Below are 26,343 nucleotides of genomic sequence, written 5' to 3'. Positions count from 1 at the left end.
TCATGCGCCGTCCTTTCCGGGAGCCCCCGTGCCCTGCAACGCCTCGGCCGCCGACTGCTGGTAGCGCAGAACGGCCTGCTCGGCGACCCGCAGGTCGCAGGGCGCGCTCCACAGCATCCGCCGGGCCGTGTCGTACCGCTCCATCAGCAGCGGGTCCTCCGCCAGCCCGTGCCGGGCGACCTTCGCCTTGTACGCGTCGAGCCGCCCGCGCAGTTCGGCCCGTACCGCGAGGGGCGCCGTCACCGCTGTCAACGATTCACGGGCCCTGCGGAGTTCCTCCTCGGCCCGCTCCTCCAGCGATTCGAGCAGCGGGGAGAGCCGGTGCCAGCGGGACCGGCGCCGGTGCTCGGCCGCCGCCGCGAGCTGCTCCTGCAGCGCCGTCGGCGGGCCGCTCACCGCGGGCACCTCCGACGCGGCGATCTTCGCCAGCACCTCGCCGCGCGCGGTCCGCGCCTCCGCGAGCGTCCGGTCGGCCCGCGAGAGCACGTCCCGCAGGCTGATCAGCCGCTGCTCGGCGTCCTGCCGGACGTCCAGCACGGCCTCGACCTCCCGGCGTACGTCCTCCAGCGCGAGCGCGGCGCGGTCGTAGCGCCCGGTGTCGGGCCGGCCGCCGCCGGGCGCGGAGCTGCCCGCCGCCGGCACCCAGAACGCCAGCGGGTCGGCGATCACCTGCGCGCGCAGCTCCGCCAGCTCGGCGGTGATGGCCTCCAGGTCGTCGCCCGAGGGGTGTTCACCCGGGCGCACCCCCACCGAGTGGGCCAGGGAGCGGGTGCGGTGCAGCTCGGCGGCGAGCAGGTCGATCCGCGCGGGCAGCGCCGACCACACCGCGTCGGCCGCGACCACCACGTCCAGCGAGCTCGCGTACAGCTCGTTCATCCGGGCCACCAGCTCGGCGAGCGAGAGCCGCTCCGCCAGCGCGACGCCCTCCTCGGCGGCGCCGGCGATCAGCACGCCGGGCCCGCGCAGCCGCTCGGTCAGCTCGACCAGGTCCTCGCGGTTCGGCCAGCGGCGCCGCTCCCGGACCTCCCGGGCGGCGCTCAGGGCCCCGCTGTAGGCGTCGAAGTACCGCCACAGCCGGGTGATGTCCGCGTCGGCGGCCGCCCACCGCTCCTTGGTGATCCCGGTCAGCCCGGCGCCTTCCAGCAGCCGGCGCCCCGCGTGGTCCTGGAGGGCGAGCAGGGAGGTCTCGACGGCCTCGTGCTCCGCGCCCAGCCGGGCCAGCGCGCGGTCGACGCCGTCCCGGTCCATCACTGCCGGCCACGCCTCCAACGACTGTGCCTCCGCTTCCGCTTCCGCCTCCGTGACCGGCCGGGTGCCCGGCCCGGTGTCCTGCCCGGTGTCCTGCTCCGCCTCCGGTCCTCTGCCCGCCACCGGCCTCAGCCGTCCCGGTACTTGGGCGCGGGCGGTCCGGTCACGCCGGGCAGCACGGGCGCCAGGTGCTTGAGGTACGACCTCATCCAGGGGCTGTCATTGCCGCCCGCACGGTAGCCCTCCAGCACCTTGTTGACCCGGCGGACCAGGTCGGAGGCGTCCTTGTTCATCGCCACACCGTAGAACTCACGGGTGAAGGGCGAGCCGACCAGCTGCACCGAGGGGTCCTGCGCGGCCTGGCCGGCCGCGAGGGCGTTGTCCGTGATGATGCCGTCCACCTCGCCCAGCTGGAGGCGGACCAGGCAGTCCAGCTGGTTGGGCACGGCGACCGGCACCGAGCCGTACGACTGCGACTTCAGCGCCGCCTCAGCCGTGGAACCGGAGGCGAAGCAGATCCGCTTGTCCTTCAGGGAGGTGTCGTACCCGGTGATGGGCGAACCCTTGGTGGCCAGCACCTGCTGCCCGGCCTCGAAGTAGGCCGTCGAGAAGGCGACGTCCTCCAGCCGCTTGCAGTTGATGGTCATGGTCCGCACGACGATGTCGACGCGCCCCTCCTGGAGCGCCGGAACGCGCTGGCTGGTGGGGATGGCCCGGTAGATGACCGCGTTCGGGTCGCCCAGGATGTCCTGCGCGATGGCCTTCACGAGGTCGATGTCGAAGCCGTCGAGGCCGCCGCCCTCCTTGGCCTGGTTGCGGTAGCCCCAGCGGAAGCTGTTCTGGTCCACGCCCGCGACGAGTTTGCCGGCCGCCTTGATCCGGGCGATCGCCACGCCGTCCAGACCGGACGGGCGCAGGCTGGCCTCCGGGTCCGGGCAGGTGTCGGTGAGCACCCAGGGCGCGGCCGGGGCCACCGCCACCGAGGCGGGCTCGCGGAGCGCCGGCGGGCGGCCGGCGTCCGGAGTCGCCCGGGCCAGCGGCAGCAGCACGGCCCCCGCCGTCACGGCGCAGGCGGCGGCCATCGCGGTCACCCCGCCCCAGCCGCGCAGCCGGCCCGCCAGCCGCCGCACTCCGGACGCCCGGGACACCCCGGACATCTCGCTCCCGGCGGTCCCGCCGTTCCCGTGACGTTCGGCGGCTCGCATCGCTCGTATCCGCATCGCTCTCACCTGTACTCCGAAAGCCTGCGCCCGATGCCGAGCAGCGCCGCCGCCGCGCCGGCGACCACGAGGACCGCCGTGCCGGCCAGCAGGCCGCCCAGAGCGCCGAGCCCGCCCCGGGCCGCCCCGGTGAACTCCTGCTGCTCGTGGGCCACCGCCTGCTCCAGGGAGGCGTCCACGACGTCGAAGGCGGCCCCGCTGCTGTCCTTGTGGTCCTTGTCGCCGACGACCTGGGGCAGCGCGGCCTCGTAGTCGCCCTTCAAGTCCGCCTCCCGGGCCGCCGTGTGCCGCTGCTTCCACTGCTTCACGCCGTCCGCGGCACGGGTCACCGGCGCCCGGCCGGCCTCGTCGTCGGCCAGCCGCAGCGCGGTCGCGAGCCCGGCGTCCAGCTCCTTCATGTTGGTCGTGAAGTCCACGTCGTACTTGTCGGACTTCTTGTCCTCGGCCAGTACGGCGCCCCGCGCGATCAGGGTGAGGTTCTCGCCCGCCCGAGCCTGGAGGGAGGCGATCCGCGCGTCGTTGAGCACCTTCAGGGACTCCTGCCCCTGCGTGCGGGCCTCACTCAGCGAGGAGCGCGCCACGGCGTGCCCCACGGCCAGCCACAGCAGCACCACCAGGGACGCGGCGGTCGCCGCCAGCAGACCGTGGTTGAAGACCCTGTTCGTACGCCGGTAGTTGCGCCGCTGCGCCCATGCCAGGGCGGCGAGCGCGACCAGGCCCGCGGCGAGCGAGGCCAGCGGCCAGGACCGGGCGTCGTCGTAGTCCGTGTAGAGCCGGCCCGTCTCCGCCTCGTACAGCCGCTGCGCGGCCGGCAGCAGCTGGGTGGTCATCTGCTCGTTCGCGTACCGGAGATAGGCGCCGCCCAGCGGCAGGCCCTGCCGGTTCGCGGCCCGGGCCTGTTCGACCAGGCCGGTGTACCGCGGCAGCTGCTCGCTCAGCAGGGTGATCTGGGCGCGCCCGTCATCGCTGCCCCCGGTATTGGCGGCCGCGCTCACCAGCAGCCTGGAGGCGTTGGCTATGTCCTTCTCGTACCGCTGGCGGACTTCGCGCTCGTCCGTGGCACCCAGCAGGAAGCCGCTGGACGAGGCGGTGTCGGCGTCCGCGAGGGATCGGTAGATGCTCGCGGCGTCCGCGCTCAGCGGCTGGCTGCGGCCCACGACGTCGTCGGCGGCGGCGGACCGGCCGGAGATCTCCCAGAGGGCGACCGCGCCGAACAGCAGGACCAGGGCGGCCAGCGCGGCACCGATGATCCGCAGCCGGCCGGGCTCGGTCGTCGCTGCGGCGCGCAGCCGCTCCACGCCCTCGGCCCAGGCGGTGCCCCGCCCCGGTGGGGCACCCGGCGGCATCGCCTGCGGCCCGGCGGGCGGCACGGCGAGACCGCCCCCCGGCGCGGGCGCGCGTGATGTCATGGCCACCGTGACCTCCCCCTCGGTCCTGTCCCTGCTCGTCCTGTCCTTGCTCCGCAGCAGTATGGACGTAGCGACGGCGGGCCACAGCACCCGGTGCTGCTTCCCGGGTGATCCGCCCCCGCCACCCCTTCACCGTCAATACGTCCTTACGACCGCCACGGTTCCAGACAGGACGCCCCCCGGGGCAGGTTCACCCGAAATGGGCACGGAGTTTGCCGTGGGCGGACGGCGGGGCCCCGAGCGCGTCCAGCCCGAGCAGTCCGGCGCCCAGTACCGGAGGGGCCGTCACGACCGACATCCTCGCGCGCGGGGCCCGTGCGGCGAGACCCGCCGCGATCCGCTCGTCCAGCTGCGGGTGCCGGGCGGTCAGCACACCGCCGCCCAGCACCACCGGGACCTCCCGCTCCAGCAGGCCCAGGCGGCCCAGCGCCACCGCTGCCATGGCCACGATCTCGTCCGCCTGCCGGTGCACCAGCGACAGCGCCACCGGGTCCCCGGCGGCCGCCACCGCGAACAGCAGCGGGGTCAGCTCGTGCCGTCGCGTGCCCGGGATGCGGTCCAGGTGCATCTCCTCGATCAGCGCGTACACCGTGTCGAGGCCGAAGTGCGCGGGCAGCGCCCGGGCCAGATCCGTCGCCTCGCCCCGCCCGTCCTCGGCGCGGGCCGCGAACCACAGGGCCTCCTCGGCCAGTCCGCCTCCGCCGCCCCAGTCGCCGGAGATCCGGCCGACCGCGGGGAAGCGCGCCGTCCGCCCGTCCGGGGTCATCCCGACGCAGTTGATGCCCGCCCCGCACACCACCGCGACGCCGCACGGCTCGGCGTCCGCGGCCAGCCCGGCGCGCAGCAGCGCGAAGGTGTCGTTGTGCACCGCCGTCGCGCGGCCCCAGTTCCGGCTCCGGATCTCGCGCGCCAGCTCCCGTTCCTCCACCGGGAAGTCGGCGTTGGCCAGACAGGCCGACACGTGCAGGGCGCCCGGTCCGCGGTCCGCGCCGAACCGCAGCCCGGCCGCCGCCATCGCCTCGGCCAGCACGTCGACGGCCGCGGGCACACCCGTCCGGAACGGCTGGAAGCCCCCGGCCTGCCCGGAGCACAGCACCGAGCCGTCCGGACCGAGGAGCGCCACGTCCGTCTTGCTGTTGCCCGCGTCGATCGCCAGTACGGAAGGGAGGGCCGGGAGGGTCACGCCCATGCGAGGTGCTCCTTGTTGTGCGCGAGGAGCCGGGCCGTCAGCCCCTCGGCACGGTCGAACTGGCCGACCAGCGGGTGGGCCAGCAGCGCCCGGAAGACCCGGTCGCGGCCGCCGCGCAACGCCGCGTCCAGCGCGAGGTCCTCGTACGCCGTCACGTGCGCGATCAGGCCGGCGTGCAGCGGGTCCGGCCGCGGCACGGCCAGCGGTACCGGACCGGAGCCGTCGACCCGTGCCTGTACCTCGACGACCGCGTCGTCCGGCAGGAACGGCAGCGTCCCGTTGTTGAGCGTGTTGACCACCTGGACGGCCGGTCCGCCGTCGCCCAGCAGCGAGGCCGCCAGGTCCACGGCCGCCTCGGAGTAGAAGGCGCCGCCCCGCTTGGCCAGCAGCGCCGGCTTCTCGTCGAGCGCGGGGTCCCCGTACAGGGCGAGCAGCTCCCGCTCCATCGCGGCGACCTCGGCGGCCCGCGAGGGCTTGGTCGCGAGCTCGCGTACGACCTCGTCGTGCGCGTAGAAGTACCGCAGGTAGTACGACGGTACGACGCCCAGCCGGTCCAGCACGGCGCGCGGCAGGCGGAGGTCGGCGGCGACGGCGTCGCCGTGCTCGGCGAGCAGCCGCGGCAGCAGGTCCTCGCCGCCCGGGCCGCCCCTGCGCACGCCCAGCTCCCAGGTGAGGTGGTTGAGCCCCACGTGGTCCAGGTGGATGTCGGCCGGTGCCAGGTCCAGCAGGGCCGCGAACTTCCGCTGGAGGCCGATGGCGACGTTGCACAGGCCGACCGCCTTGTGACCGGCCTGGAGCAGCGCCCGGGTGACGATGCCGACCGGGTTGGTGAAGTCGATGATCCAGGCATCGGGGTTGGCCCGCCGGACCCGCTCGGCGATGCCGAGGACCACCGGGACGGTGCGCAGCGCCTTGGCGAGCCCGCCCGCGCCGGTGGTCTCCTGCCCGACGCAGCCGCACTCCAGCGGCCAGGTCTCGTCCTGGAGGCGGGCGGCCTGCCCGCCGACGCGCAGCTGGAGCAGGACGGCGTCGGCGCCGTCGACTCCCGCGTCGAGGTCGGAGGTGGTCGTGATCAGGCCGGGGTGCCCCTGCCGGGCGAAGATCCGGCGGGCCAGGCCGCCGATCAGCTCCAGCCGCTCGGCGGCGGGGTCGATCAGCACCAGTTCCTCGATCGGCAGGGTGTCGCGCAGCCGCGCGAAGCCGTCGATCAGCTCGGGGGTGTAGGTGGAACCGCCACCCACCACTGCGAGTTTCATGTCGGTCTCCTTGTGTGTCCGACGGACGCGCGGGCAGCTGAGCCGCCGCGGACGTCGCTAGCCCTTCACCCCGGTCAGGGTGACTCCCTCGACGAACGCCTTCTGGGCGAGGAAGAAGAGGACGATCACGGGCGCCATGACCAGTACGGTCGCGGCCATGGTCAGGTTCCAGTTGGTGTGGTGCGCCCCCTTGAAGGACTCCAGTCCGTAACTGAGGGTCCAGGCGGCCGGGTTGTCGGAGGCGTAGATCTGCGGGCCGAAGTAGTCGTTCCAGGCGCAGAAGAACTGGAACAGCGCCGCCGCGGCTATCCCGGGCTTCGCCATGGGCAGCACGACCCGCAGCAGGGTGCGCACCTCGCCGCAGCCGTCGACACGTGCCGCGTCCAGGTATTCGCCGGGGATGGTCAGCAGGAACTGGCGGAGCAGGAAGATGGTGAAGGCGTCGCCGAACGCCATCGGGATGATCAGCGGCCACAGGGTGCCCGACAGGTCGAGCTGCTTGGCCCAGAAGAGGTACATCGGGATGACCACCACCTGTGGCGGCAGCATCATCATCGCGATCACCAGCAGCAGGGAGAGCCGCCGCCCGCGGAAGCGGAACTTGGCGAGCGCGTACGCGACGGGCACGGAGGAGACCACGGTCAACAGGGTGCCGAGTCCGGCGTACAGAAGGGTGTTGCGCCACCAGGTCAGGAAGCCCGGCGTGTTCCACACCTGGGCGTAGTTGTCCCACTCCCAGGTGTCCGGCCACAGGTCGCTGGTCAGCGCCTGCCGGTCGTTCATCAGGGAGGTGAGCAGCAGGAACACGAAGGGGAGGACGAAGAACAGGGCGGCCGCCACGCCCAGGGAGTGGACGGCGATCCAGTGCAGTACGGGCTTGTTGACGCGCGTGCTCATTCACCCGCTCCGATCAGTCCGCCACGGCGGCGCATCAGGAGCGCGGTGAAGGCCATGGAGAGGGCGAACAGGACCAGTGCGACGACGCACGCGGTGCCGTAGTCGAAGCGCTGGAAGCCGAGGTTGTAGACGAGCTGGGGCAGGGTCAGGGTCGACTTGTCGGGGTAGCCGGGCTCGAACTGCTGGCCCGAGCCGCCGATCACCCCGGCCGCCACCTTCCCCGCCACCAGCGGCTGGGTGTAGTACTGCATGGCCTGGATGACCCCGGTGACCACCGCGAACAGGATGATCGGCGAGATGTTCGGCAGGGTGATGTGCCGGAAGCGGGCCCAGGCCCCGGCCCCGTCCAGCTCGGCGGCCTCGTACTGCTCCTTCGGTACGTCGAGCAGCGCGGCCATGAAGATGACCATCAGGTCGCCCACCCCCCACAGCGCGAGGGCGGTCAGCGCGGGTTTGGACCAGCCGGCGTCGGTGAACCAGCCGGGAGTGGGCAGCCCGGCCGCGTCCAGCAGGCTGTTGACGGGGCCGGTGCCGGGGTTGAGCAGGAAGACGAAGGCCAGGGTCGCGGCGACCGGCGGGGCCAGGTAGGGCAGGTAGAAGAGGGTCCGGAAGATCCCTGCGCCCGTCTTGATCTTCGTGATGAGCAGGCCGATGCCGAGGCCGAAGAGGACGCGGCAGGAGACCATCACCACGACCAGCCACAGGGTGTTGCGCATCGCCGGCCAGAACAGCGGGTAGTCGGAGAAGACGTAGCCCCAGTTGTCCAGGCCGTTGAAGACGGGCGGCCGGAAGCCGTCGTACCGGGTGAAGGAGAAGTACACGGTGGACAGCAGCGGATAGGCGAAGAAGACGCCGAAGCCGATGAGCCAGGGGGACATGAAGGCCGCGGTCCGCAGCGCGGAGCGCCGGTGCTTCGTCCGCAGGGTGTGAGTGGTCGTGGAGGGCATCGGGGCTACTTGGCCTTCGCGATGTCCGTGTCGATCTGCTGGTCGGTCTTGGCGAGACCAGCCGGGATGTCGGTGACATCGCCCTTCTCGACCCCGTAGGCGAGGTCCTGGAAGGTCAGCTGGTAGGTGCCGCCGTCGGCCTGGGCCGGGGTGGTGCTGGACTTCGGGTGCCGGGCTATGTCGAGGAAGGTCTTGAACTCCGGGGACACCTGGAGGTTCGGGGACTCCAGGGCCGCCAGGGTGGACGGGACGTTGTGGATGGCGTTGGCGAAGGCCACCACCGCCTCGGTGTCGGTCGTCATGTACTTCACCAGTTCCCAGGCGGCGTTCTGCTTCTTGCTGCCCGCGGCGATGCCCATGATCGTGCCGGAGAGGTAGCCCTTGCCGTAGTCGGCGGCCTGGTCGTCGGGGACGGGCAGCGGCGCGGTGCCGATCTCGAACGGGACACCGGCCTCCTTCGCCATCGAGGCCCGCCATTCGCCGTCGATCTGCATGGCCACCTGGCCGGTGTGGAAGGGGTGTTCGGCGCTCCACTCGTCACCGAAGGTGTTGCGGAACCTCTCCAGCTTCTCGTAGCCGCCGAGTTTGCCGACCAGGTCCTTCTGCGCGGTCAGCATCTTCGTGAAGGCCGGGTCCTTGGCCAGGTTGGACTTGCCGTCGGCGCCGAAGTAGGAGGGGCTCCACTGGGCGGCCAGCCGCATGGGGGTCGTCTCGTAGCCGTGGAAGGTGGGCATCAGGCCGACCTGCTCGTACGAATCCCCCTTCGGCTTCGTCAGCTTCTGCGCGACCTCGGTGAACTCGCTCCACGTCTTGGGGGGTTCGCTGATGCCGGCGGCCGTGAAGGCGGTCTTGTTGTAGACGAGGCCGTACGCGTCGTGCAGCAGCGGCAGCGTGCACTGGTTGCCGTTGAACTGGGTGTATTCCAGCAGGGTCTTGGGGAAGACCTTCGCCTTGTCCACGCCGGACTTCTTGAGGAAGGGGCCCAGGTCGGCGAAGGCGCGGGAGTTGCAGAACTTGCCGACGCTGTCGGTGGTGAAGGAGGAGACCACGTCGGGGGCCTTGTCCCCGCCCGCGCGCAGCGCCTGGTTGATCTTGTCGTCGGTCATGTTGCCCGTGACCTGGACCTTGATGTTCGGGTGCGCCTTCTCGAACCGGGCGATGTTCTCCTCGATCGCCTTGGTCTCGCTCGGCGCGGACCAGCCGTGCCAGAAGTTGAGGGTGACGTCCTTGGCCGGGTCGTCGGCGGCCTCGGTGCCGCTCTGGCCCGTACAGGCGGTGGCGAGGACGGATATCGCGGCGAGGACGGCCGCGGTGGTGGTCAGGCGTCCGGTTCTGGGCATGGCGGGGCTCGCTCTCTGAGGGAGGAACTTCCTGTGGGGTGCCAGTGAGGGGTGTGGGCCTGTGGGGGTGGGTGTTGCGGGAGGGACGGGTGCAGCGGGAGGGACGGTTCAGCGGGAGGTGTCGAACACCTCGTCGCGGGTGGCGGCCAGCGCGTTCTCCAGCGCACCGCGCAGCACCGGCCCCTTCGGTACCTCGCCGGAGACCAGGCGGGGCCGGGACGGTGCCAGTTCGGCGAGCTCGGCCTCCAGCAGGCCGCGGAGGGAGTCGCCGCCGGCGGCGATCACGGCCCCGGACAGCACGACGATCTCCGGGTCCAGCACGGCGACGAGCGAGGCGAGACCGGTGGCGAGCAGGGTGGCGTACGCCTGGAGGAAGCGCAGGTGCGCCCCCTCGGGCGTGGCCGCGGCCTGCCCGAGCAGCGCGACGGCGGCGGCCACCTCCGGGCTGTGCGAGCCCTCGGAGGCGGGGAGCGGTGGGGCCTCGACGCCCAGTTCCGCGGCGAGCCCGGGTACCACCTGGGCGCCGGCCAGTTCCTGGTAGCCGCCGGTGTTGGCCCGCGTGACCTGCCGGACCAGGGGGTGGCCCGGCACGGGCAGGAAGCCCACCTCGCCGGCGCCGCCGGTCCAGCCGCGGTGCAGCCGGCCGCCCAGCACCAGGGCGGCGCCGAGGCCCTCCTCGTTCCAGAGCAGGACGAAGTCCTCGTGGCCGCGCGCCGCGCCGAGGCGCTGCTCGGCGACGGCGGCGAGGTTGACGTCGTTCTCGTACTCGACCGGCATCGGCAGGGCCGCCGCCAGCTCGCCGAGGAGGGTGGGGGAGTGCCAGCCGGGAAGGTGGCTGGCGTAGCGCAGCCGGCCGGTCTGCGGGTCGAAGGCGCCCGGGGTGGCGATGACCGCCCGGTGCAGGTCGGACAGGTGCAGTCCGGCGGCCTTGACGGCTCCGCCGAGGGCTTCGACGACCTGTTCGACGGCGTCCTTGCCCTCCGTGTACGGGACCTCGTGCGTGCCGGTCACCGTGCCGGTGAGGTCGGCGACGGCCGCCAGTACGCGGCCCGGCGTGACGTCGAGCCCGCCGACGTACGCGGCCCGGGGATTGACGGCGTAGAGCTGGGCGCTGGGGCCGGGGCGGCCGCCGTCGGTGCCGGTGGCCACGACGAGCCCGGCGGCCTCCAGGCGGGCCAGGAGCTGGGAGGCGGTGGGCTTGGACAGCCCTGTCAGGTGCCCGATCCTGGTCCGGGACAGCGGGCCGTGCGTCAGCAGCAGCTCAAGAGCGGCCCGGTCGTTCATGGCGCGCAAGAGGCTGGGCGTTCCGGGCGTGGCGGCGGGCATGGTGCGCTCTCTCCCTCACCGAGGTCAACTGTTAAGTAAGTTTCCTATTGGTGTTCGCGCCGTGTCAATGCCGCTGCCCCGCAGGCTGACATTCCGGTGAATGGCCTGCGGGGCAGCGGGGAGCGCCTTCGGGGGTTACTTGGTGATCCGCGGGCCGTTCTGCGGCGGGATCGGGGCGGTGGCCAGCGACTGCGGGGAAGCCGGGTTCGCCAGGGCGGACGGCGCGGCGACGGCGGTCGCGGGGTCCGCCTCCTCCTCGTCCGCCTCCGCGACCGGCGGACCGCCGATGATCCGGATGCCCGCCGCGTCGAAGGCCTCCTTGATCCGCCAGCGCAGCTCCCGCTCCACCGCGAACTGCTTGCCGGGCATCGTCTTCGCCGACACCTTCACCGTCATCGAGGCGAGCAGCACCTCGTCCAGGCCCAGCACCTCCACCGGACCCCACAGGCGCTCGTCCCAAGGGGACTCCTTCGCCAGGGTGTCGGCGACCTCCTGGACCACCTCGCGGATCCGGGTCAGGCTCTCCGTCGGCTTGACGTGGACGTCCACGCCCGCGGTCGCCCAGCCCTGGCTGAGGTTGCCGATCCGCTTGATCTCGCCGTTGCGCACGTACCAGATCTCGCCGTTGTCCCCCCGCAGCTTGGTCACGCGCAGGCCGACCTCTATGACCTCGCCCGAGGCCACGCCCGCGTCGATCTTGTCGCCGACGCCGTACTGGTCCTCCATGATCATGAACACGCCGGAGAGGAAGTCCGTCACCAGGTTCCGGGCACCGAAACCGATCGCCACACCGGCCACACCGGCACTCGCCAGCAGCGGGGCCAGATCGATCTTCAGTGCGGCCAGCACCATCAGCGCGGCCGTGCCGAGGATCAGGAACGAGGCGACCGAACGCAGTACCGAACCGATCGCCTCCGAACGCTGGCGGCGCCGCTCGGCGTTGACCAGCAGCCCGCCGAGCGCCGTGCCCTCGACCGCCTCGGCGCTGGTGTTCATCCGGTTTATGAGCTTGGTCAGCGCCTTGCGGACCACCGAGCGCAGCGCCGCCGCTATCACGACGATGAGGAGGATGCGCAGTCCGATGCTCAGCCAGGTGGCCCAGTTCTCCTCGATGAAGCTCGCGGCTTCGGTGACGCTCTCGTGCGTCTCCTTGAGCGTCGTGGTCGCGTCCGGGGTGTCTGTTGCCAGGGGCAGCAGGGCGGCAGGCCAGGGCACGGCGGGAACCTCCAGGTGTAGCGGTCCGCCCGCGGGACTCGGGGTGTACCCCGGACGGGATCCGGGGAGTGCGGGCAGACCAACCACACTAACGGGGCATTCCTGTCGCCGTATTTGGTTAGGGGGTCGGTGTTCGAGGGAGAGACCAGACTCACGTGGGGATGACGTGGGTGTGGTTGAAAACACCTCGGACCCGTTACGGGCTCGTGGTGGCGCTTCGACCAGCCGTAAGGAGAGACTGGAGAGCAGATCGTCCCGGCGCGAGCCACGCGCCGCCGGCGTACAAGGAGGCAGTCCGTGCCGCACGTCCTGGTCCTCAATGCGTCGTACGAGCCGCTCGGCGTCGTACCGCTCCGCCGCGCGCTCGTCCTCGTCCTGGAGAACAAAGCGGTCTCCCTGGAGGAATCCGGCGCCTATCTGCACAGCGCGACCAGAGCCGTCCCCGCGCCCAGCGTGGTCCGGCTCAAGCGCTTCGTACGGGTCCCCTACCGGGGGCCCGTTCCGCTCACCCGGCGCGCCCTGTTCGCCCGGGACGGCGGCCGCTGCATGTACTGCGGCGCCGTCGCCACCAGCGTCGACCACGTCATCCCCCGCAGCCGGGGCGGCCAGCACGCGTGGGACAACGTCGTCGCCGCGTGCCGCCGCTGCAACCACGTCAAGGCCGACCGGCACCTGCTGGAACTCGGCTGGCGCCTGCGCCACCAGCCGGCGCCTCCGTCGGGCCTGGCCTGGCGCATCATCGGGACGGGGCACCGGGATCCGCGGTGGATGCCGTACCTCCAGCCGTACGGGGCCGAGGACGCCCTGGACCGCATCGGCGTCGCGGCGTCCTGACCCCGCGTCCTGGGGCCGAGCCCCAGGACGCCGGGCCCGCAGGGCTACGGGGTGACCGCGTAGGCCTCCGCCGACCAGAGCGAGCAGCCGTAGCGCGTCGCGCGGGTGTCGCACGTGACGCGCACGAAGCGGGTCCCGGGGGCGTCCAGGCGCAAGGATTCACGGCCGCCCGCCGACGCCGCCACGGTGGCGGCCGGCCGCCAGGTCAGCCCGTCCACCGAGGTCTCCACACGGTAGGACGAGGGATGGGCGTCCTGCCAGTGGAGGTCCAGGCGGCCGATCCGGGCCGGGGCCGGGAGCTCCGCCTGCCACCACGCGCCGTCCACCGGCGGCGAGGACCAGCGTGTGGCCGAGGAGCCGTCCACGGCCGCCGAGGCCGGGAACGCGGGCGTCTCGTTCGCCGAAGAACTCGCCCGCGCCGTGCGCAGCAGGTCCGGCCCGCCGGTGCGGAGCACCGCCCGTACCGTCAACGTGCGTGCCTCCCCGTCGAAGACCACCGGCACCTGGTAGGTGCCGGGCGGCACGTCCCGCGCGACCGCGACCTCGAACGGGATCGTCACCCGCCCGCCGCGCGGCGCCACGGCGTTCTGCGGCAGCCGGACCTCGATGCCCTGCGGCGGCCGCGCGGACAGCCGTCCGCGGACCTCGCCCGGTCCCAGCGCGGACAGCTCCGCCGAGAGCGGCCGCGCGGCCCCGCCGATCTCGGCGTCGACCGCGCCCCCGTCCTTCAGCTCGAAGCCGGCCCGGGGGCCGTCCCCGAGCCAGGGGACCACCCGGTGCACGGTGGGCGCGGTCCCGGCCCAGGACAGCCGTACCGCGTCGGCGCGCAGCCCCGCCGTGTCCACCTGGGTCCAGCCCGACGGCGCGGCGTCGCCGACCTTGCGCCAGCCCTCGCCCGGTACGTGGGCCTCCACCGCCGCGCCCCGGACCCCGGCCGGGAACGGATCGGTCGTCACCGTCACCGCCACCACCGGGCGCTGCCCGTCCAGCCGTACGGTCCAGGCGCCCGCGTCCTTCGTCACCTCGCCCGTCTGACGGCCGGCCCCGGTCCACGCGTCCGCCTCGGCCGTCGCCTTCGCCAGGAAGGGCTCCAGGACGGCCTTGTCCACCGTGGCCGGGCCCGTCTCGGCCAGTGCCTGCCGGGCGCGCGCCAGCGCCTGCGTGGCCTGCCAGGCGGCCGCGCCGTCGCCGCGGGCCTGGGCCCGCAGGACGTCGACCGCCAGCTCGCCCGCCGCTCCGTAGCGCGACAGCCGCTCCAGCCAGGGCCCCGCCTCGTCCGAGAGGGCCGGCAGTCGGCCGGGGGCCTCGCGAAGGACCGTGAACGCCTTGCGCAGTTCGGTGCCGGCCGCCGGGTCGCCCGCCGCCCGCGCCTTCCAGAACTGTTCGACGAGCGGTTTCAGGTACGCGGACTCCTCCATCTTCAGACCGGACGAGGCCGTGTTCCCGGCCAGCGCCGCGACCGCCTCGCGCGTGCGGGGGTCGGGGCCGGACAGCTCGCGCACCGCCGCCGCCCAGGACTCCCCGGGCCGGTAGCCGCGCGGATTCCAGGCGAAGTCCGCCGCCGTGAAGACCGGGATGCGCGACAGCGTGCCCTGCGGCATCGCGTTGGTCAGCAGCGCCGCCGAGCCGCCCGCGACCGCCGGATCGCGTCCCGCGTACGGTCCGAGGAAGATCCGGCCCGGATCCCAGTCGTTCACCGGGTAGTTGTCCATGGTGACCAGCGGGTGGCCCAGCGCCGAGCGCGCCCCGGCCAGCTCCCTGCCGGTGATCGTGCGGGGCACCACGCCCACGCCCGTCCAGGCCACCTCCACCCGCGGGTCCAACGCGGCGGACAGGGCGGTCCGGTAGGCGGTGGCGCCCTCCTGGTAGAACTCCGTCGGCAGCAGCGACAGCGGCGCCGCCCCCGGATGCCGTGCGGCCAGGTGCGCCGCCAGCTCGGCCGCGACCTCCGCGTGCGCCTTCGCGGCCGCGGCCGGGCCCTTCCCGAACCGCTCCCGGTCCGCCTTGCAGCCCCACTCGGTGTAGCTGATGTCCTGGAACTGCACCTGGAAGGCCCGGAAGCCCAGCTCCCACATCGCGTCCAGCTTGCGCGCGAGCGCCGCCCGGTCGCCCACGGAGGACAGGCACATCGACTGGCCGGGGGTCACCGCCCAGCCCAGGACGACCCGGTTGGCGCGGGCCCGTTCGGCCAGCGCCCGGAACTCCTCCTGCTGCTCCGCAGGGTACTCCTGGCGCCAGGCCGTCGTCCGGTACACGTCGTCACCGGGCGCGAGCAGCAGCCGGTTCTGCTTGGTGCGGCCCATGAAGTCCAGCTGCGCCAGCCGTTGCTCCTGCGTCCAGGGCTGCCCGTAGAACGCCTCGGCGATCCCGCGCACGGGCGCCGTGGGCCAGTCCCGAACCAGCACGCCGGGCGCCTTCCCGCCGCCCGCCGCGAGCAGCTGACGCAGCGTCTGCGCCGCGTGGAACAGCCCGTCCTCCCCTACGCCGGCCAGTGCGATCGTGTCCCGGCCGCCGGGCTTGCCCACCGCCAGCCGGTAGCCCCCCTCCGGCAGATCGCGGGCTTCGGCCGCGCCCAGCGCCCGCAGTGCCTCCTGCGCGTCGGGGCCCTGGAGCCGTACCACGGTGCCCCGCTCGGGCAGCGGCGCCCCGGGGGCCCGCTCGTGCACGGTCCGCACGCCCGCCGCGCGCAGGGCGTCCCGGACCACCTGGACCGCGTGCGGATCCGCGTCGGACGGGGCCACCAGCACGGCCTCCGCGCCCAGCGGCACCTCGCGCGCCGGGTCGGCGGCCATCGACTGCGGCCGCGGCCACACGGCCGGGCCCTCGGCCGCGGTGCGCGGGGTGTCGGCTCCCGGGTCGAGGAGGGGTCCGGGGGCGGAGGCGGCAGCCGCCTCCTTGGCCGCTGTACCGGAGCCGCCCGGTGTGGACGGTACTGACGGCGCCGAAACGGCCCCCGGAGGCGAGGACGCCACGGCTCCGCCCAGCAGTGTGCCGAGCACCGCGACGGCAGCCGTCGCCCGCTTGCTGCCCCTCAGCTGCACAGAGTCTCCTCGTCGCGAGACGTCCCCCACCCGTACGAATGAGCCCGAGCCCACCACCCGTGCGGCTCATGTGTCAATCCGAGAAGTCGTTTTGTGGATTCGGCCACAGCGGGCGGACCACGGCGGCGAGGGATGGCCGGTCGGCCCTCGGGTATCTCGTTTGGGTGAACGGGGTCGCGGAGCGCCCACTCGGCTAGGAGCGGTGAACACCGCAGCTGTACAACCTTCTGACCCACCATCACGCACGAAGGAGTGCCCGTAGATGGACGACCTGGCCCGGCTCGCGGCCCTGCACGGCATCGCCACCGCCTACCAGCCCGCCGCGGACGTCACCGTCCAGGTCCCGCGGGCCACGGTCGCCACCGTGCTCGGGCTGCTCGGCATGGCCACCGACACCCCCGAGGACGTCCGCCGGCACCTCGCCGACGCGCAGCGGGAGGCCGAGACCCGGCTGCTCCCGTCCGTGCTGGTGTGCTGGGCGGGCGAACCGCCGCCGTCCGCGCTGGCCGCCCTGCCGCCCGGTACCCGGATCCGCCTGGAGCCGCAGGAGGTACCGGACGAGGCACCGGACGAGGCACGGGGCGTACCGGACGAGGCGCCGCACGCGGCCGCCGAGTGGCTGACCGGCCCCGGGGAGCCGCTGCCCGACGGGCTGCCCCTGGGCGTCCACGGCATGACCGCCACCCTGCCCGACGGCCGCACCGCCGAAGCCACCCTGATCGCGGCCCCGGACCGGGCCCCCGCCGCGCCCGAGCGCACCCACGGGCTGCTCGTCCAGCTCTACTCCCTCCTCTCGGAGCGCTCCTGGGGCATGGGCGACCTGGGCGACCTCGCCGACCTCGCGCGGTGGGCCGGACACACCCACGGCGCCGGCTTCATCCAGGTCAACCCGCTGCACGCGGCCGTGCCCGGCACCCCGACCGACCCGTCCCCCTACCGGCCCTCCTCCCGCCGCTTCCCCGACCCGGTCCACCTGCGCGTCGAGGACGTGCCCGAGTACGCCCGCTGCCCCGACCGCGGGGCCCTCGCCGAACTCGCCGCCCGGGGCGGTGAGCTGCGCCGCGAGGTGCTGGAGAAGGGCGCGCTGATCGACCGGGACGCCGTCTGGGCGCTCAAGCGGGCCGCCCTGGAGCTGCTGTACGCCGTCCCGCGCACGCCCGAACGGGAGGCCGCCTACGGCGAGTTCCGCGCCGGGCAGGGTCCGCCGCTGGACAAGCACGCCGCGTGGTGCGCGGCGGCGGCCGGCGAGGACCCCGGTCAGCGGCTCGACTTCCACCGCTGGCTGGTCTGGCTGACCGACACTCAGCTCGCCGCCGCCCAGCAGGCCGCCCGGGAGGCCGGCATGGCCGTCGGCATCGTGCACGACCTGGCCGTCGGGGTGCATCCCGACGGCTCGGACGCCCGTACCGGACCCTTCCACGCCCGAGGCATCTCCGTCGGGGCCCCGCCGGACGCCTTCAACGCGCGCGGCCAGGACTGGGGCCTGCCCCCATGGCGCCCGGACCGGCTGGCGGCCACCGGTTTCGCACCCTTCCGGGCCCTGCTGCGCGGGGTGTTCCGGTACGCGGGCGCCCTGCGGATCGACCACGTCATGGGCCTGTTCCGGCTCTGGTGGATCCCGGAGGGGAGCACGCCCGCCGAAGGCACGTACGTCGGCTACGACGGCGAGGCCATGCTGGCGATCCTGGTGCTGGAGGCCCATCGCGCCGGGGCCCTGGTCATCGGCGAGGACCTGGGCACGGTGGAGCCGCGGGTGCGCCGGGCGCTGGCACGGCGCGGGGTGCTCGGGACCTCGGTGCTCTGGTTCGAGCGGGACTGGGCCGGCGGCGGGAACCCCCTCGCCCCGCGGGACTGGCGGGCCGACTGCCTGGCCACCGCCACCACCCACGATCTCCCGCCCACGGCCGCCAAGCTCGCCGGCAGCCACGTGGAACTGCGCCACCGGCTCGGGCTGCTGACCCGCGAGGTCGGGCTGGAACGGGCCGAGGACGCCGCCGACACCGCCGAGTGGCTGGCCGTACTGGACCACCTCGGCCTGGACGCCAAGGGCGAGGAGGCCGCCGTACGGGCCCTGTACGCCTTCCTGCTGCGCACGCCCGCGCGGCTGGTCGGCGTCTGGCTGCCGGACGCGGTGGGGGACCGGCGGCCGCAGAACCTGCCGGGCACCTGGGACCAGTACCCCAATTGGCGGCTCCCGGTCGCCGATGCCACGGGGCGCCCGCTGACCCTGGAGGAGCTGACCGCCTCGCCACGGGCGAACGCCCTGCTGAGCGCGGTACGGAAGGGGCTCGCCGAGGAGGGGTGACGAGGAGGGCGGGGAGGAGGGGCGGGAAAGAGGGGCGGCGAGGACGGGTGACCCCGTACGGCACCCCCGGGCGCGCGGCCCGTTCGGCTGTTCGCTACGTTTGCACCGTGGACAAGAAGAACGCTCTGCGCGCCGGCGCCGTCACGGCCGGAACGACGCTGATGATGCTGCTGATGACGTCTCCCGCCCTGGCGCTGACCCGTGACGACGGCGACGACCCGGGCACGGGCCTGAGCATCGGCCAGACGCTCGGCCTGTACGTGGCCCTGCCGATCGTGCTCTTCCTGGTCATCACGGGCCTCGTGATGGTCCTCGACAAGTCGCACAAGCAGCAGCAAGGCTGACCCGGTCCGGCCCGGCGGGCCGGACCGCATGACTTCCGGGCGCCGGGGGTCCGCACGACCGACACGATCGGCCGTGTGGCGACCCTCGGCGCCTTGTCGTGTCCTCAGACCCCGGCCATCAGCTTGCGGAGCAGGCCGGTGAGCACCTTGACCTCCTCGTCGCTGAGGCCGGTGAGCGCGGCGCGCTGTACCTCCAGGCCGGCGGAGACGGCCTCGTCGATGAGGGCGAGGCCCCGGTCGGTGATCGTGACCTGGAGCCCGCGCCGGTCGTGGGGATCGGGCTTGCGGCAGAGCAGCCCGGCCTTCTCCAGCTTGTCCAGACGCCCGGTCATGCCGCCCGTGGTGAGCATGAGCGTGGCCGACAGCTGGCGGGGCGAGAGCGTGTACGGCGCCCCGGAGCGGCGCAGCGTACCGACGACGTCGAACTCCCCGCGCGAGACGCCGTAGCGGCCGTAGGCCTCCTCCATCGCGTCGCCCATGGCCCTGGCGATCCGGTAGATGCGGCCGAAGACGGCCATGGGGGCCGTTTCCAGGTCGGGGCGCACCACGGCCCACTGCCCGATGATCGCGTCGACGGCGTCCTTCTCGTCCTTCTCGTCCTTCATGGCTGGAGTATCCGGCTCCGATCGGTCGTTCGCAAGAAAGTAGCTTGACGAAAAGTAGCTTAAGGCTAAGCTACTTTCAAGCAAGCGATTCTGGTGGGGGGACGACATGAAGGCAGTCGGCGAGGTACGGGTGGCGGGGGAGCGGTCCCTGCTCCTCGGCATCGGGATCAGCTCGGTCGGGATCGGCATGTACGTCCCGTTCTCGCTGGTCTTCTTCCACCACGTGACGGGGCTCTCCTTCACCCTGGTCGGCCTGGTCATGACCGTCACCGGGGTGGCCGGGCTGGCCTTCATGCCGCTGGCCGGCACGGCCGTCGACCGGTTCGGCGCCAAGAACGTCAACCTGGTGCTCTACGGGATACGGGCGCTCGGCTTCGCCCTCTATCCCCTCGCGGGCTCCCTGCCCGCCTTCGCCGCGGTCGCCCTCGTCACCGCCCTCGCCGACCGGTCCTTCGGCGTCGTCCAGCAGTCCCTGATCGGGGAGGTCGCGCACGGCGCCGCCCGCGACCGGCTCCAGGCCTCCACCCGGGCCCTGCAGAACGCCGGGATGGGCGCGGGCGCCCTGCTCGTGTCCGGGGTGCTGGCGCTGTGGGGCACCGGCGGATTCACGTACACCGCCTGGGCCAACTCCCTGGCCTTCGCCCTCGCCGGACTGCTCGTCGGCCGGGTCCGCCCGGTGCGCGCGGCCGCGGCCGGCGCCCCGGGGCGGGCGCCCGCCGGCTACCGGACGGTGCTGCGGGACCGGCCCTTCCTCGGGCTCACCGCCGCCAACTTCCTCACCGCGCTGGGGTACTCCGCCCTCTCCGTGCTCTTCCCGCTCTACCTCTCCACCTGGCTGACGGCCCCCGACTCCCTCACCGGAGCCGCGTTCACCGTCAACACCGTCCTGTGCGCGGGTGTCGGCGTCCTGATCGCGGGCCGGGTCCGCCGCTCCGGCGCCCGCCGCACCCGCTCCGCGGCCCTCGGCGCACTGCTCTTCGCCGCCGCCTTCGTCGGGCAGATCGTGCTCGGGACGCTCCGCCCCGGCCAGGGCGTCACACTCGTCGCCCTGCTGTTCATCGTCGTCGTCTACACCGTCGGCGAACTGGTGCACAGCCCCTCCGGGGGCGCCCTGTCGGTCTCCGCGGCACCCGAAGCCGTCCGCGGCCGCTACCTGGCCACCTACCAGCTGTCCTACTCGCTGGCCGGCGCCCTGGCGCCCTCCCTCTTCACCGCGCTGCTCTCGGTCGACGGCCGCCTGCCCTGGGCCGTCCTGACCGTCGCCGCGCTCGGCGCCGCCCTCGCGCTGCTCCGGCTGGAACGGCACCTGCCCGCCGGGGCCGTGTACGCGCAGCCGTCGGCCGCCGCCCCGCGCGTGCCGGCGCACGCCGCCGCCTGAGCCGCTCCCGCCGTTCCTCCTTCTCCTTCCTCCCTCCCCTCTTCCTCACCCGATCGAGGAGCCATCACCATGAAGCGTTTCGCCACCGTCGCCCTGACCGCCCTCGCCCCCGTCTCCTGGGGTTCGACCTACTTCGTGGCCACCGAGCTGCTCCCGCCCGACCGGCCCCTGTTCACCGGGGTGATGCGGGCCCTGCCCGCCGGACTGCTGCTGACCGCCCTGGCCCGCACCCTGCCCCAGGGCCGGTGGTGGTGGAGGTCCGCCGTCCTCGGCACCCTCAACATCGGCGCCTTCTTCCCACTGCTGTTCCTCTCCGCCTACCGCCTGCCCGGCGGGGTCGCGGCCGTGCTCGGCTCCGTCGGCCCGCTGTTCGTCATAGGACTCGCCGCCCTCGTCCTCGGGGAACGGGCGAGACTGCGCACCGTACTCGCCGCCGTCGCGGGGGCGTTCGGCGTGAGCATGGTCGTCCTCACCGCCGAGGCCAGACTCGACCTCGTCGGCATCGTCGCCGGCGTGATCTCCTCCGCCTCCATGGGCGCGGGCACGGTCATGGCCAAGCGCTGGGGCCGCCCCGAGGGCGTGGGCCCGCTGGCCGTGGCCGGATGGCAGCTCGTCGCGGGCGGTCTGGTCATCATCCCGGTCGCCGCGCTCGTCGAAGGGGCGCCGCCCGTGCTCGACGGCAAGGCCTTCCTCGGCTACGGCTACATGATGCTGATCAACACCGGTATCGCGTACTGGCTCTGGTTCCGCGGCATCGGGCAGCTCAGCGCCACCTCGGTCACCCTGCTCTCGCCGCTCTCCCCGCTCACCGCCGCCGTCATCGGCTGGGCCGCCCTCGGGCAGGCGCTGACCCCGGTACAGCTGGTGGGCATGGCGATCGCCTTCGGAGCCACCGTCGCCGGTCAGCTCGCTGCCGCCCGTACGGCCGGGAAGGCGGAATCTTTCAGTTCAGCTGAACAGATCGATCGAAACATTTCGATGGACCTGGGCGATGAGCGGGTGCGACGGTAGTCCCCTCGACAACGGACAACGACCCCGAGGGGGAAACACACAGTGGCCGTCATGGACCGCGTCCGCGCCGTTTCGCAAGGCAAGCCGGCAGCGCCGGGGAAGAAGGGGGCGGCCGGACTCGGCGTACTCCTCGCCCTGCTCGCGACGGTCGTCTGGTCCGGCAGCTTCGTCGCCACCCGGGGGATGGCCGACAGCGTTCCGCCCGTCCAGGCGGTCTTCTGGCGCTGGATCATCGCCACCCTCGCGGTCGCCCCCTTCGCCGCCCGTCAGGCCTGGCAGCAGCGGGCCCTGATCGTCAAGCACCTCGGCTTCATCGCCCTCGCCGCCCTGTTCGGCGTCGCCCTCTACAACACCCTCGTGCACCAGGCCGGCCTGACCACCTCCGCCTCCAACATGGGCATGATCATGGCCGCTTCGCCGGTCGTCATGGCGCTCTACGCCCGCCTCGGCGGCGAACGGCTCGGCGCCCGGCGCACCTTGGGCCTGCTGCTCGCCGCCCTCGGCGTGCTGCTGCTGGTCGGCGACGGCTCCCTCGGCTTCGACTTCGGTGCCGGAGACCTGTGGATGTTCGCCGCCGCCCTCTCCTTCGCCACGTACAGCGCACTGCTCAAGCGCAAGCCCGCCGAACTGGGCGGCCTGGCCTTCCTGATCACCACCTTCGTGCTCGGCGCGCTGATGCTGGCACCGGTCTACGCCGTCTCCCTCTCCGTCCAGGGCGGGTTCGAGCTCACCGCCGGAACGGTCGGACCCCTCCTGTACGTCGGCGTGTTCTCCTCGGCGGTCGCCTTCTTCGCCTGGAACAAGGCCATCTCGATCATCGGAGCGGCCCGTGCCGGAGTCGTCTACTACCTCCAGCCGGTCTGCGTGGCGATCCTCGGCTTCCTGCTCCTCGGCGAGGCGACCGGACCGGCGCAGCTGCTCTGCATGGCGCTGATCCTGGGCGGAGTGGGCCTGGGTGCCCGGCGGTAGGTTCGGGCCCATGACCGAGTGGGACATCAAGAAGCTGCGGATCCTGCGGACCCTCGCCGAACAGGGGACCGTGACCGCGACGGCCGAGGCGCTGCACATGACGCCCTCGGCCGTTTCGCAGCAGCTGACGAACCTCGCCCGCCAGCTGGGGGTGGTGCTGCTGGAGGCGCAGGGCCGCAGGGTCCGTCTCACCGACGCCGCGCATCTCGTACTGCGGCACGTGGAGGCGGTGTTCGCGCAGCTGGAGCGGGCCGACGCGGAACTGGCCGACTATCTCGCCGGGGACGCGGGGGAGGTGCGGGTCGGCGCCTTCTCCACCGCAGTGCCGGCGCTCGTCGTTCCGGCGGTGGCGGCGCTGCGGCGGTCGCACCCCGGGGTGGAGATCCGGGTGCGGGAGACGGAGGCGGCGGAGTCGTACGAGCTGCTGTCGGCCGGAGCCGTGGACGTGGCGCTGTCACTGGCGGCCCACGCACCGACCGCCCGGGATCCCCGGTTCACCCGGGTGCCGCTCCTGGAGGACCCGCTGGACGTGGCGCTCCCGCCGGGCCATCCGCTGGCGGCCGCGCCGGAGCTGCGGCTGGCGGACCTGTCCGGCGACCCCTGGATCTACGGGGGCAGCGACCCCTGGTCGGAGATCGCCCGGGGTGCCTGCGAGGCCGCGGGCTTCGTCCCAGAGCAGGCGCACTCGGCGTCCGGCTGGACCGCGATCCTGGCCATGGTCGAGGCGGGGATGGGCGTGGCGCTGGTCCCCCGCATGGTGTCGAGCCGTGCCTCGGGGGCAGTGGTACGGGTGCTCGCCGGTGACCGCCCGACCCGGCACGTGATCGCGGCGGTCCGGCGCGGCGCCGAGTCCGCTCCCGCGCTGGCCCACGTCCTGACGGCCCTGCGCGAGGCGGCGTCGGCCCGGCGGTGACGCCTGCGCGCCCGCCGGACCCCGACCGCGGGGTGCGGGCCGCCGCTGCGCGGAGCCGTCTCCCCGCTCCGCCCTTTCGCCGTTTCCCCGCGGCTCCGCCCCGGACCCCGTACGTGCGCTCCGCGCCCGTGCCCTCAAACGCCGGGCGGGCTGGATCTTCCAGCCTCGCCGGCGTTTGAGGCGCGGGGGTTCGGGGCCCCTAGACCTGAGCGGCAGCGGCGGCCGCGTCGGCCGCCTGGGCCTTCAGCGCACGCTCGACGCCCGAGCGGGACTCCGAGACCAGGCGGCGCAGGGCCGCGTTCGGCTCGGCCGAGGCCAGCCAGGCGTCCGTGGCGTCCAGAGTCTCCTGGGAGACCAGCAGGGACGGGTACAGGCCCACCGCGATCTGCTGGGCGATCTCGTGGCTGCGGGTCTCCCAGACCCCCTTGACCGCCGCGAAGTACTTCTCGGCGTACGGGGCCAGCAGCTCGCGCTGGTCGCTCTGGACGAAGCCGCCGATCACGGCCTCCTGCACCGCGTTCGGCAGGTCGGCGGACTCCACCACCGAGGCCCACGCCCCGGCCTTGGCCTCCGCCGTCGGGAGCGCGGCCCGGGCGGTCGCCGCGTGGCGCTCGCCCGCCGCCGTGGAGTCCCGCTCCACCTCGGCCGCGATGGCCGCCTCACCGGCGACACCCGTCGCGGCGAGGCGCTCCAGGAACGCCCAGCGCAGCTCGGTGTCGACGACCAGGCCCTCGATCTCGGCCGCGCCGTCCAGCAGCGCCGAAAGGTAGGTCAGCTGGCCCTCGGTGCGGGCCGTGGCCGCGAAGGCACGAGCCCACGCCAGCTGGTGGTCGCTGCCCGGCTCGGCCGCGCGCAGGTGCTCCAGCGTGGCCTCGGTCCAGGTCGCCAGGCCCTCTTCGCGCCACGCCGGGTCGGCGTACAGGTCGACGGCGAGCTTCACCTGACGGTGCAGCGACTGGACGACGCCGATGTCGGACTCCTTGGCGATGCCCGTGAGGACCAGCGCCAGGTAGTCGCGGGTGGCGAGCTCGCCGTCGCGCGTCATGTCCCAGGCCGACGCCCAGCACAGCGCGCGCGGCAGGGACTCGGTGAAGTCGCCGAGGTGCGCGGTGACGTTGGCGAGGGAGGCCTCGTCCAGGCGGACCTTCGCGTACGACAGGTCGTCGTCGTTGAGCAGCACGACGGCCGGCCGGGTGCGGCCCACGAGCTCCGGCACCGCCGTCAGCGCGCCGTCGATGTCCAGCTCGATCCGGTCGGTGCGCACGAGGCGGCCGTCCTGGAGCTCGTACAGGCCGATCGCGATCCGGTGCGGGCGCAGGACCGGCTCGCCCTTCGCACCCGCCGGCAGGGCCGGGGCCTCCTGGCGGACGGCGAAGGCGGTGATGACACCGGCGGCGTCGGTGGTGATCTCCGGCCGCAGGATGTTGATGCCGGCGGTCTCCAGCCACGCCTGCGACCAGGCGGTCAGGTCGCGGCCGGAGGTCTCCTCCAGGGCGCCGAGCAGGTCGGACAGGCGCGTGTTCCCGAACGCGTGCGCCTTGAAGTACGCCTGCACGCCCTTGAAGAAGGGCTCGATGCCGACGTAGGCGACGAGCTGCTTGAGCACCGAGGCGCCCTTGGCGTACGTGATGCCGTCGAAGTTGACCAGGACGTCGTCCAGGTCACGGATGTCCGCCATGATCGGGTGGGTGGACGGCAGCTGGTCCTGCCGGTACGCCCAGGTCTTCATGGAGTTGGCGAAGGTGGTCCACGCATGCGGCCACTTCGAGCCCTCCGCGTAGGCCTGGCAGGCGATCGAGGTGTAGGTGGCGAACGACTCGTTCAGCCACAGGTCGTTCCACCACTCCATGGTCACGAGGTCGCCGAACCACATGTGGGCGAGCTCGTGCAGGATGGTCTCCGCGCGCAGCTCGTACGACGCGTCCGTCACCTTCGAGCGGAAGACGTACTGGTCGCGGATGGTGACCGCGCCCGCGTTCTCCATGGCGCCCGCGTTGAACTCCGGCACGAAGAGCTGGTCGTACTTGGCGAACGGGTAGTCGTACGCGAACTTCTCCTGGAACCAGTCGAAGCCCTGCCGCGTCACGTCGAAGATCTCGTCCGCGTCGAGGAACTCGGCGAGCGAGGGGCGGCAGTAGATGCCGAGCGGCACGGACTGACCGTCCCGGCCCTCGTAGGAGCTGTGCACGGCGTGGTACGGGCCGACGATCAGCGCGGTGATGTACGAGGAGATGCGCGGGGTCGGCTCGAAGGCCCACACCCGGTCCTTGGGCTCCGGCGTCGGCGAGTTCGAGATGACCGTCCAGCCCTCGGGGGCCGTCACGGTGAACTGGAACGTGGCCTTCAGGTCGGGCTGCTCGAAGCTGGCGAAGACCCGCCGCGCGTCCGGCACCTCGAACTGGGTGTACAGGTAGGCCTGCTGGTCGACCGGGTCGACGAAGCGGTGCAGGCCCTCGCCGGTGTTGGTGTACGCGCAGTCCGCGACGACCCGGAGCTCGTTCGATCCGGCGGCGAGACCCGCCAGCGCGATGCGGGAGTCCCGGAAGACGGCGGCGACGTCCAGCGCCTTGCCGTTCAGGACGACCTCGTGCACGGCCGGGGCGACCAGGTCGATGAAGGTCTCGGCCCCGGCCTCGGCCGACTGGAAGCGCACGGTGGTCACGGACGGGTACGTGCCGCCCTCCTGCGCGCCGCTGAGATCGAGTTCGATCTCGTAGGAGTCGACGGTCAGCAGCTTTGCCCGCTGCTGAGCCTCTTCACGGGTGAGATTCGTGCCTGGCACGCGTTCATCTCCTTCGATGGTGACGGTGTCCGTCATCTTTCCACGAGGCCCGGGCCACCGTGGCGGAGTAATCCACGGGCGAACGCGAGGTCGGAAACCTGCCGGACAGGGCCG

At 73.2% G+C, this 26,343-nt stretch carries 20 protein-coding genes; 7 read left to right on the top strand and 13 right to left on the bottom strand.

What is annotated here, in order from left to right; genetic code table 11:
* The 10 genes from OG429_RS14650 to OG429_RS14605 form a co-directional block, all read right to left on the bottom strand.
* A complete protein-coding gene (locus OG429_RS14650) occupies positions 1 to 1,248 on the bottom strand; it encodes a hypothetical protein (protein WP_328930270.1) in 1,248 nt (415 codons plus the stop codon).
* 128 nt (positions 1,249 to 1,376) lie between these two features.
* The gene (locus OG429_RS14645; protein ID WP_328930269.1) at positions 1,377 to 2,405 is read right to left on the bottom strand and encodes a glutamate ABC transporter substrate-binding protein; all 1,029 of its coding nucleotides are present in this window, start codon (positions 2,403 to 2,405) and stop codon (positions 1,377 to 1,379) included.
* 68 nt (positions 2,406 to 2,473) lie between these two features.
* Entirely contained in the window at positions 2,474 to 3,814 is a 1,341-nt protein-coding gene (locus OG429_RS14640; RefSeq protein WP_328930268.1) for a hypothetical protein, read from the bottom strand.
* 253 nt (positions 3,815 to 4,067) lie between these two features.
* Positions 4,068 to 5,066 (bottom strand): N-acetylglucosamine kinase, encoded by a 999-nt coding sequence (locus OG429_RS14635; RefSeq protein ID WP_328925767.1) that lies wholly within the window; start codon positions 5,064 to 5,066, stop codon positions 4,068 to 4,070.
* The gene (locus OG429_RS14630; RefSeq protein ID WP_328925766.1) at positions 5,057 to 6,322 is read right to left on the bottom strand and encodes a 6-phospho-beta-glucosidase; all 1,266 of its coding nucleotides are present in this window, start codon (positions 6,320 to 6,322) and stop codon (positions 5,057 to 5,059) included. The genes OG429_RS14635 and OG429_RS14630 overlap by 10 nt, the downstream gene beginning before the upstream one ends.
* A 57-nt stretch (positions 6,323 to 6,379) precedes the next feature.
* Positions 6,380 to 7,219 (bottom strand): carbohydrate ABC transporter permease, encoded by an 840-nt coding sequence (locus tag OG429_RS14625; protein WP_328925765.1) that lies wholly within the window; start codon positions 7,217 to 7,219, stop codon positions 6,380 to 6,382.
* Positions 7,216 to 8,166 carry a carbohydrate ABC transporter permease gene (locus tag OG429_RS14620; RefSeq protein ID WP_328925764.1) on the bottom strand — a complete coding sequence of 317 codons (951 nt, stop codon included), beginning with the start codon at positions 8,164 to 8,166 and terminating at the stop codon, positions 7,216 to 7,218. Before OG429_RS14620 ends, OG429_RS14625 begins: the two co-directional genes overlap by 4 nt.
* Positions 8,167 to 8,171: 5 nt before the next feature.
* On the bottom strand, positions 8,172 to 9,506 hold the full coding sequence (locus tag OG429_RS14615) for an ABC transporter substrate-binding protein (protein ID WP_328925763.1): 1,335 nt from the start codon (positions 9,504 to 9,506) through the stop codon (positions 8,172 to 8,174).
* Between the two features lie 108 nt (positions 9,507 to 9,614).
* Entirely contained in the window at positions 9,615 to 10,832 is a 1,218-nt protein-coding gene (locus tag OG429_RS14610) for an ROK family transcriptional regulator (protein WP_328925762.1), read from the bottom strand.
* Between the two features lie 135 nt (positions 10,833 to 10,967).
* Positions 10,968 to 12,047, bottom strand: a complete 1,080-nt coding sequence (locus OG429_RS14605) for a mechanosensitive ion channel family protein (RefSeq protein ID WP_405921406.1) — start codon at positions 12,045 to 12,047, stop codon at positions 10,968 to 10,970.
* Between the two features lie 297 nt (positions 12,048 to 12,344).
* On the opposite strand from OG429_RS14605, the gene OG429_RS14600 reads away from it, so the two are divergent.
* Positions 12,345 to 12,881 carry an HNH endonuclease gene (locus OG429_RS14600; protein ID WP_328925761.1) on the top strand — a complete coding sequence of 179 codons (537 nt, stop codon included), beginning with the start codon at positions 12,345 to 12,347 and terminating at the stop codon, positions 12,879 to 12,881.
* 44 nt (positions 12,882 to 12,925) lie between these two features.
* Here the strand turns inward: OG429_RS14600 and OG429_RS14595 are convergent, their stop codons facing one another.
* Positions 12,926 to 15,922 (bottom strand): beta-N-acetylglucosaminidase domain-containing protein, encoded by a 2,997-nt coding sequence (locus OG429_RS14595; RefSeq protein WP_328925760.1) that lies wholly within the window; start codon positions 15,920 to 15,922, stop codon positions 12,926 to 12,928.
* Positions 15,923 to 16,184: 262 nt separating this feature from the next.
* Here OG429_RS14595 and OG429_RS14590 point away from each other — a divergent pair, with 262 nt between their 5' ends.
* Together OG429_RS14590 and OG429_RS14585 are read left to right on the top strand one after the other, a co-directional pair.
* Positions 16,185 to 18,227, top strand: coding sequence for a 4-alpha-glucanotransferase (locus tag OG429_RS14590; protein ID WP_328925759.1), 2,043 nt, complete (start codon positions 16,185 to 16,187; stop codon positions 18,225 to 18,227).
* A 107-nt stretch (positions 18,228 to 18,334) separates the two neighbouring features.
* Positions 18,335 to 18,571, top strand: coding sequence for a hypothetical protein (locus OG429_RS14585; RefSeq protein ID WP_328925758.1), 237 nt, complete (start codon positions 18,335 to 18,337; stop codon positions 18,569 to 18,571).
* A 104-nt stretch (positions 18,572 to 18,675) separates the two neighbouring features.
* Here the strand turns inward: OG429_RS14585 and OG429_RS14580 are convergent, their stop codons facing one another.
* Positions 18,676 to 19,176, bottom strand: coding sequence for a MarR family winged helix-turn-helix transcriptional regulator (locus tag OG429_RS14580; protein ID WP_328925757.1), 501 nt, complete (start codon positions 19,174 to 19,176; stop codon positions 18,676 to 18,678).
* Between the two features lie 106 nt (positions 19,177 to 19,282).
* Here OG429_RS14580 and OG429_RS14575 point away from each other — a divergent pair, with 106 nt between their 5' ends.
* The 4 genes from OG429_RS14575 (at position 19,283) to OG429_RS14560 (ending at position 23,447) form a co-directional block, all read left to right on the top strand.
* Positions 19,283 to 20,554 (top strand): MFS transporter, encoded by a 1,272-nt coding sequence (locus OG429_RS14575; protein WP_328925756.1) that lies wholly within the window; start codon positions 19,283 to 19,285, stop codon positions 20,552 to 20,554.
* 69 nt (positions 20,555 to 20,623) lie between these two features.
* Positions 20,624 to 21,565 (top strand): EamA family transporter, encoded by a 942-nt coding sequence (locus OG429_RS14570; protein WP_328925755.1) that lies wholly within the window; start codon positions 20,624 to 20,626, stop codon positions 21,563 to 21,565.
* 42 nt (positions 21,566 to 21,607) lie between these two features.
* On the top strand, positions 21,608 to 22,534 hold the full coding sequence (locus OG429_RS14565) for a DMT family transporter (RefSeq protein WP_405921404.1): 927 nt from the start codon (positions 21,608 to 21,610) through the stop codon (positions 22,532 to 22,534).
* Positions 22,535 to 22,544: 10 nt separating this feature from the next.
* Positions 22,545 to 23,447: a LysR family transcriptional regulator gene (locus tag OG429_RS14560; protein WP_328925753.1), complete on the top strand. Its 903-nt coding sequence runs from the start codon at positions 22,545 to 22,547 to the stop codon at positions 23,445 to 23,447.
* Between the two features lie 199 nt (positions 23,448 to 23,646).
* Here the strand turns inward: OG429_RS14560 and pepN are convergent, their stop codons facing one another.
* Complete coding sequence (gene pepN, locus OG429_RS14555; RefSeq protein ID WP_328925752.1) at positions 23,647 to 26,229, bottom strand: aminopeptidase N; 2,583 nt, start codon at positions 26,227 to 26,229, stop codon at positions 23,647 to 23,649.
* Positions 26,230 to 26,343 lie beyond the last annotated feature (114 nt).

It is taken from the genome of Streptomyces sp. NBC_00190 (genome assembly GCF_036203305.1).
In the GTDB taxonomy this organism is placed as follows: Bacteria; Actinomycetota; Actinomycetes; order Streptomycetales; family Streptomycetaceae; genus Streptomyces.
This window is presented reverse-complemented; position numbering and strand designations above follow the sequence as displayed.

Excerpts from the sequence above, each read along its gene's own strand:
- OG429_RS14650 (WP_328930270.1), bottom strand. The coding sequence starts at position 1,248 with ATGGACCGGGACGGCGTCGACCGCGCGCTGGCCCGGCTGGGCGCGGAG.
- OG429_RS14645 (WP_328930269.1), bottom strand. The coding sequence starts at position 2,405 with ATGTCCGGGGTGTCCCGGGCGTCCGGAGTGCGGCGGCTGGCGGGCCGG.
- OG429_RS14640 (WP_328930268.1), bottom strand. The coding sequence starts at position 3,814 with ATGCCGCCGGGTGCCCCACCGGGGCGGGGCACCGCCTGGGCCGAGGGC.
- OG429_RS14635 (WP_328925767.1), bottom strand. The coding sequence starts at position 5,066 with ATGGGCGTGACCCTCCCGGCCCTCCCTTCCGTACTGGCGATCGACGCG.
- OG429_RS14630 (WP_328925766.1), bottom strand. The coding sequence starts at position 6,322 with ATGAAACTCGCAGTGGTGGGTGGCGGTTCCACCTACACCCCCGAGCTG.
- OG429_RS14625 (WP_328925765.1), bottom strand. The coding sequence starts at position 7,219 with ATGAGCACGCGCGTCAACAAGCCCGTACTGCACTGGATCGCCGTCCAC.
- OG429_RS14620 (WP_328925764.1), bottom strand. The coding sequence starts at position 8,166 with ATGCCCTCCACGACCACTCACACCCTGCGGACGAAGCACCGGCGCTCC.
- OG429_RS14615 (WP_328925763.1), bottom strand. The coding sequence starts at position 9,506 with ATGCCCAGAACCGGACGCCTGACCACCACCGCGGCCGTCCTCGCCGCG.
- OG429_RS14610 (WP_328925762.1), bottom strand. The coding sequence starts at position 10,832 with ATGCCCGCCGCCACGCCCGGAACGCCCAGCCTCTTGCGCGCCATGAAC.
- OG429_RS14590 (WP_328925759.1), top strand. The coding sequence starts at position 16,185 with ATGGACGACCTGGCCCGGCTCGCGGCCCTGCACGGCATCGCCACCGCC.
- OG429_RS14580 (WP_328925757.1), bottom strand. The coding sequence starts at position 19,176 with ATGAAGGACGAGAAGGACGAGAAGGACGCCGTCGACGCGATCATCGGG.
- OG429_RS14575 (WP_328925756.1), top strand. The coding sequence starts at position 19,283 with ATGAAGGCAGTCGGCGAGGTACGGGTGGCGGGGGAGCGGTCCCTGCTC.
- OG429_RS14570 (WP_328925755.1), top strand. The coding sequence starts at position 20,624 with ATGAAGCGTTTCGCCACCGTCGCCCTGACCGCCCTCGCCCCCGTCTCC.
- OG429_RS14560 (WP_328925753.1), top strand. The coding sequence starts at position 22,545 with ATGACCGAGTGGGACATCAAGAAGCTGCGGATCCTGCGGACCCTCGCC.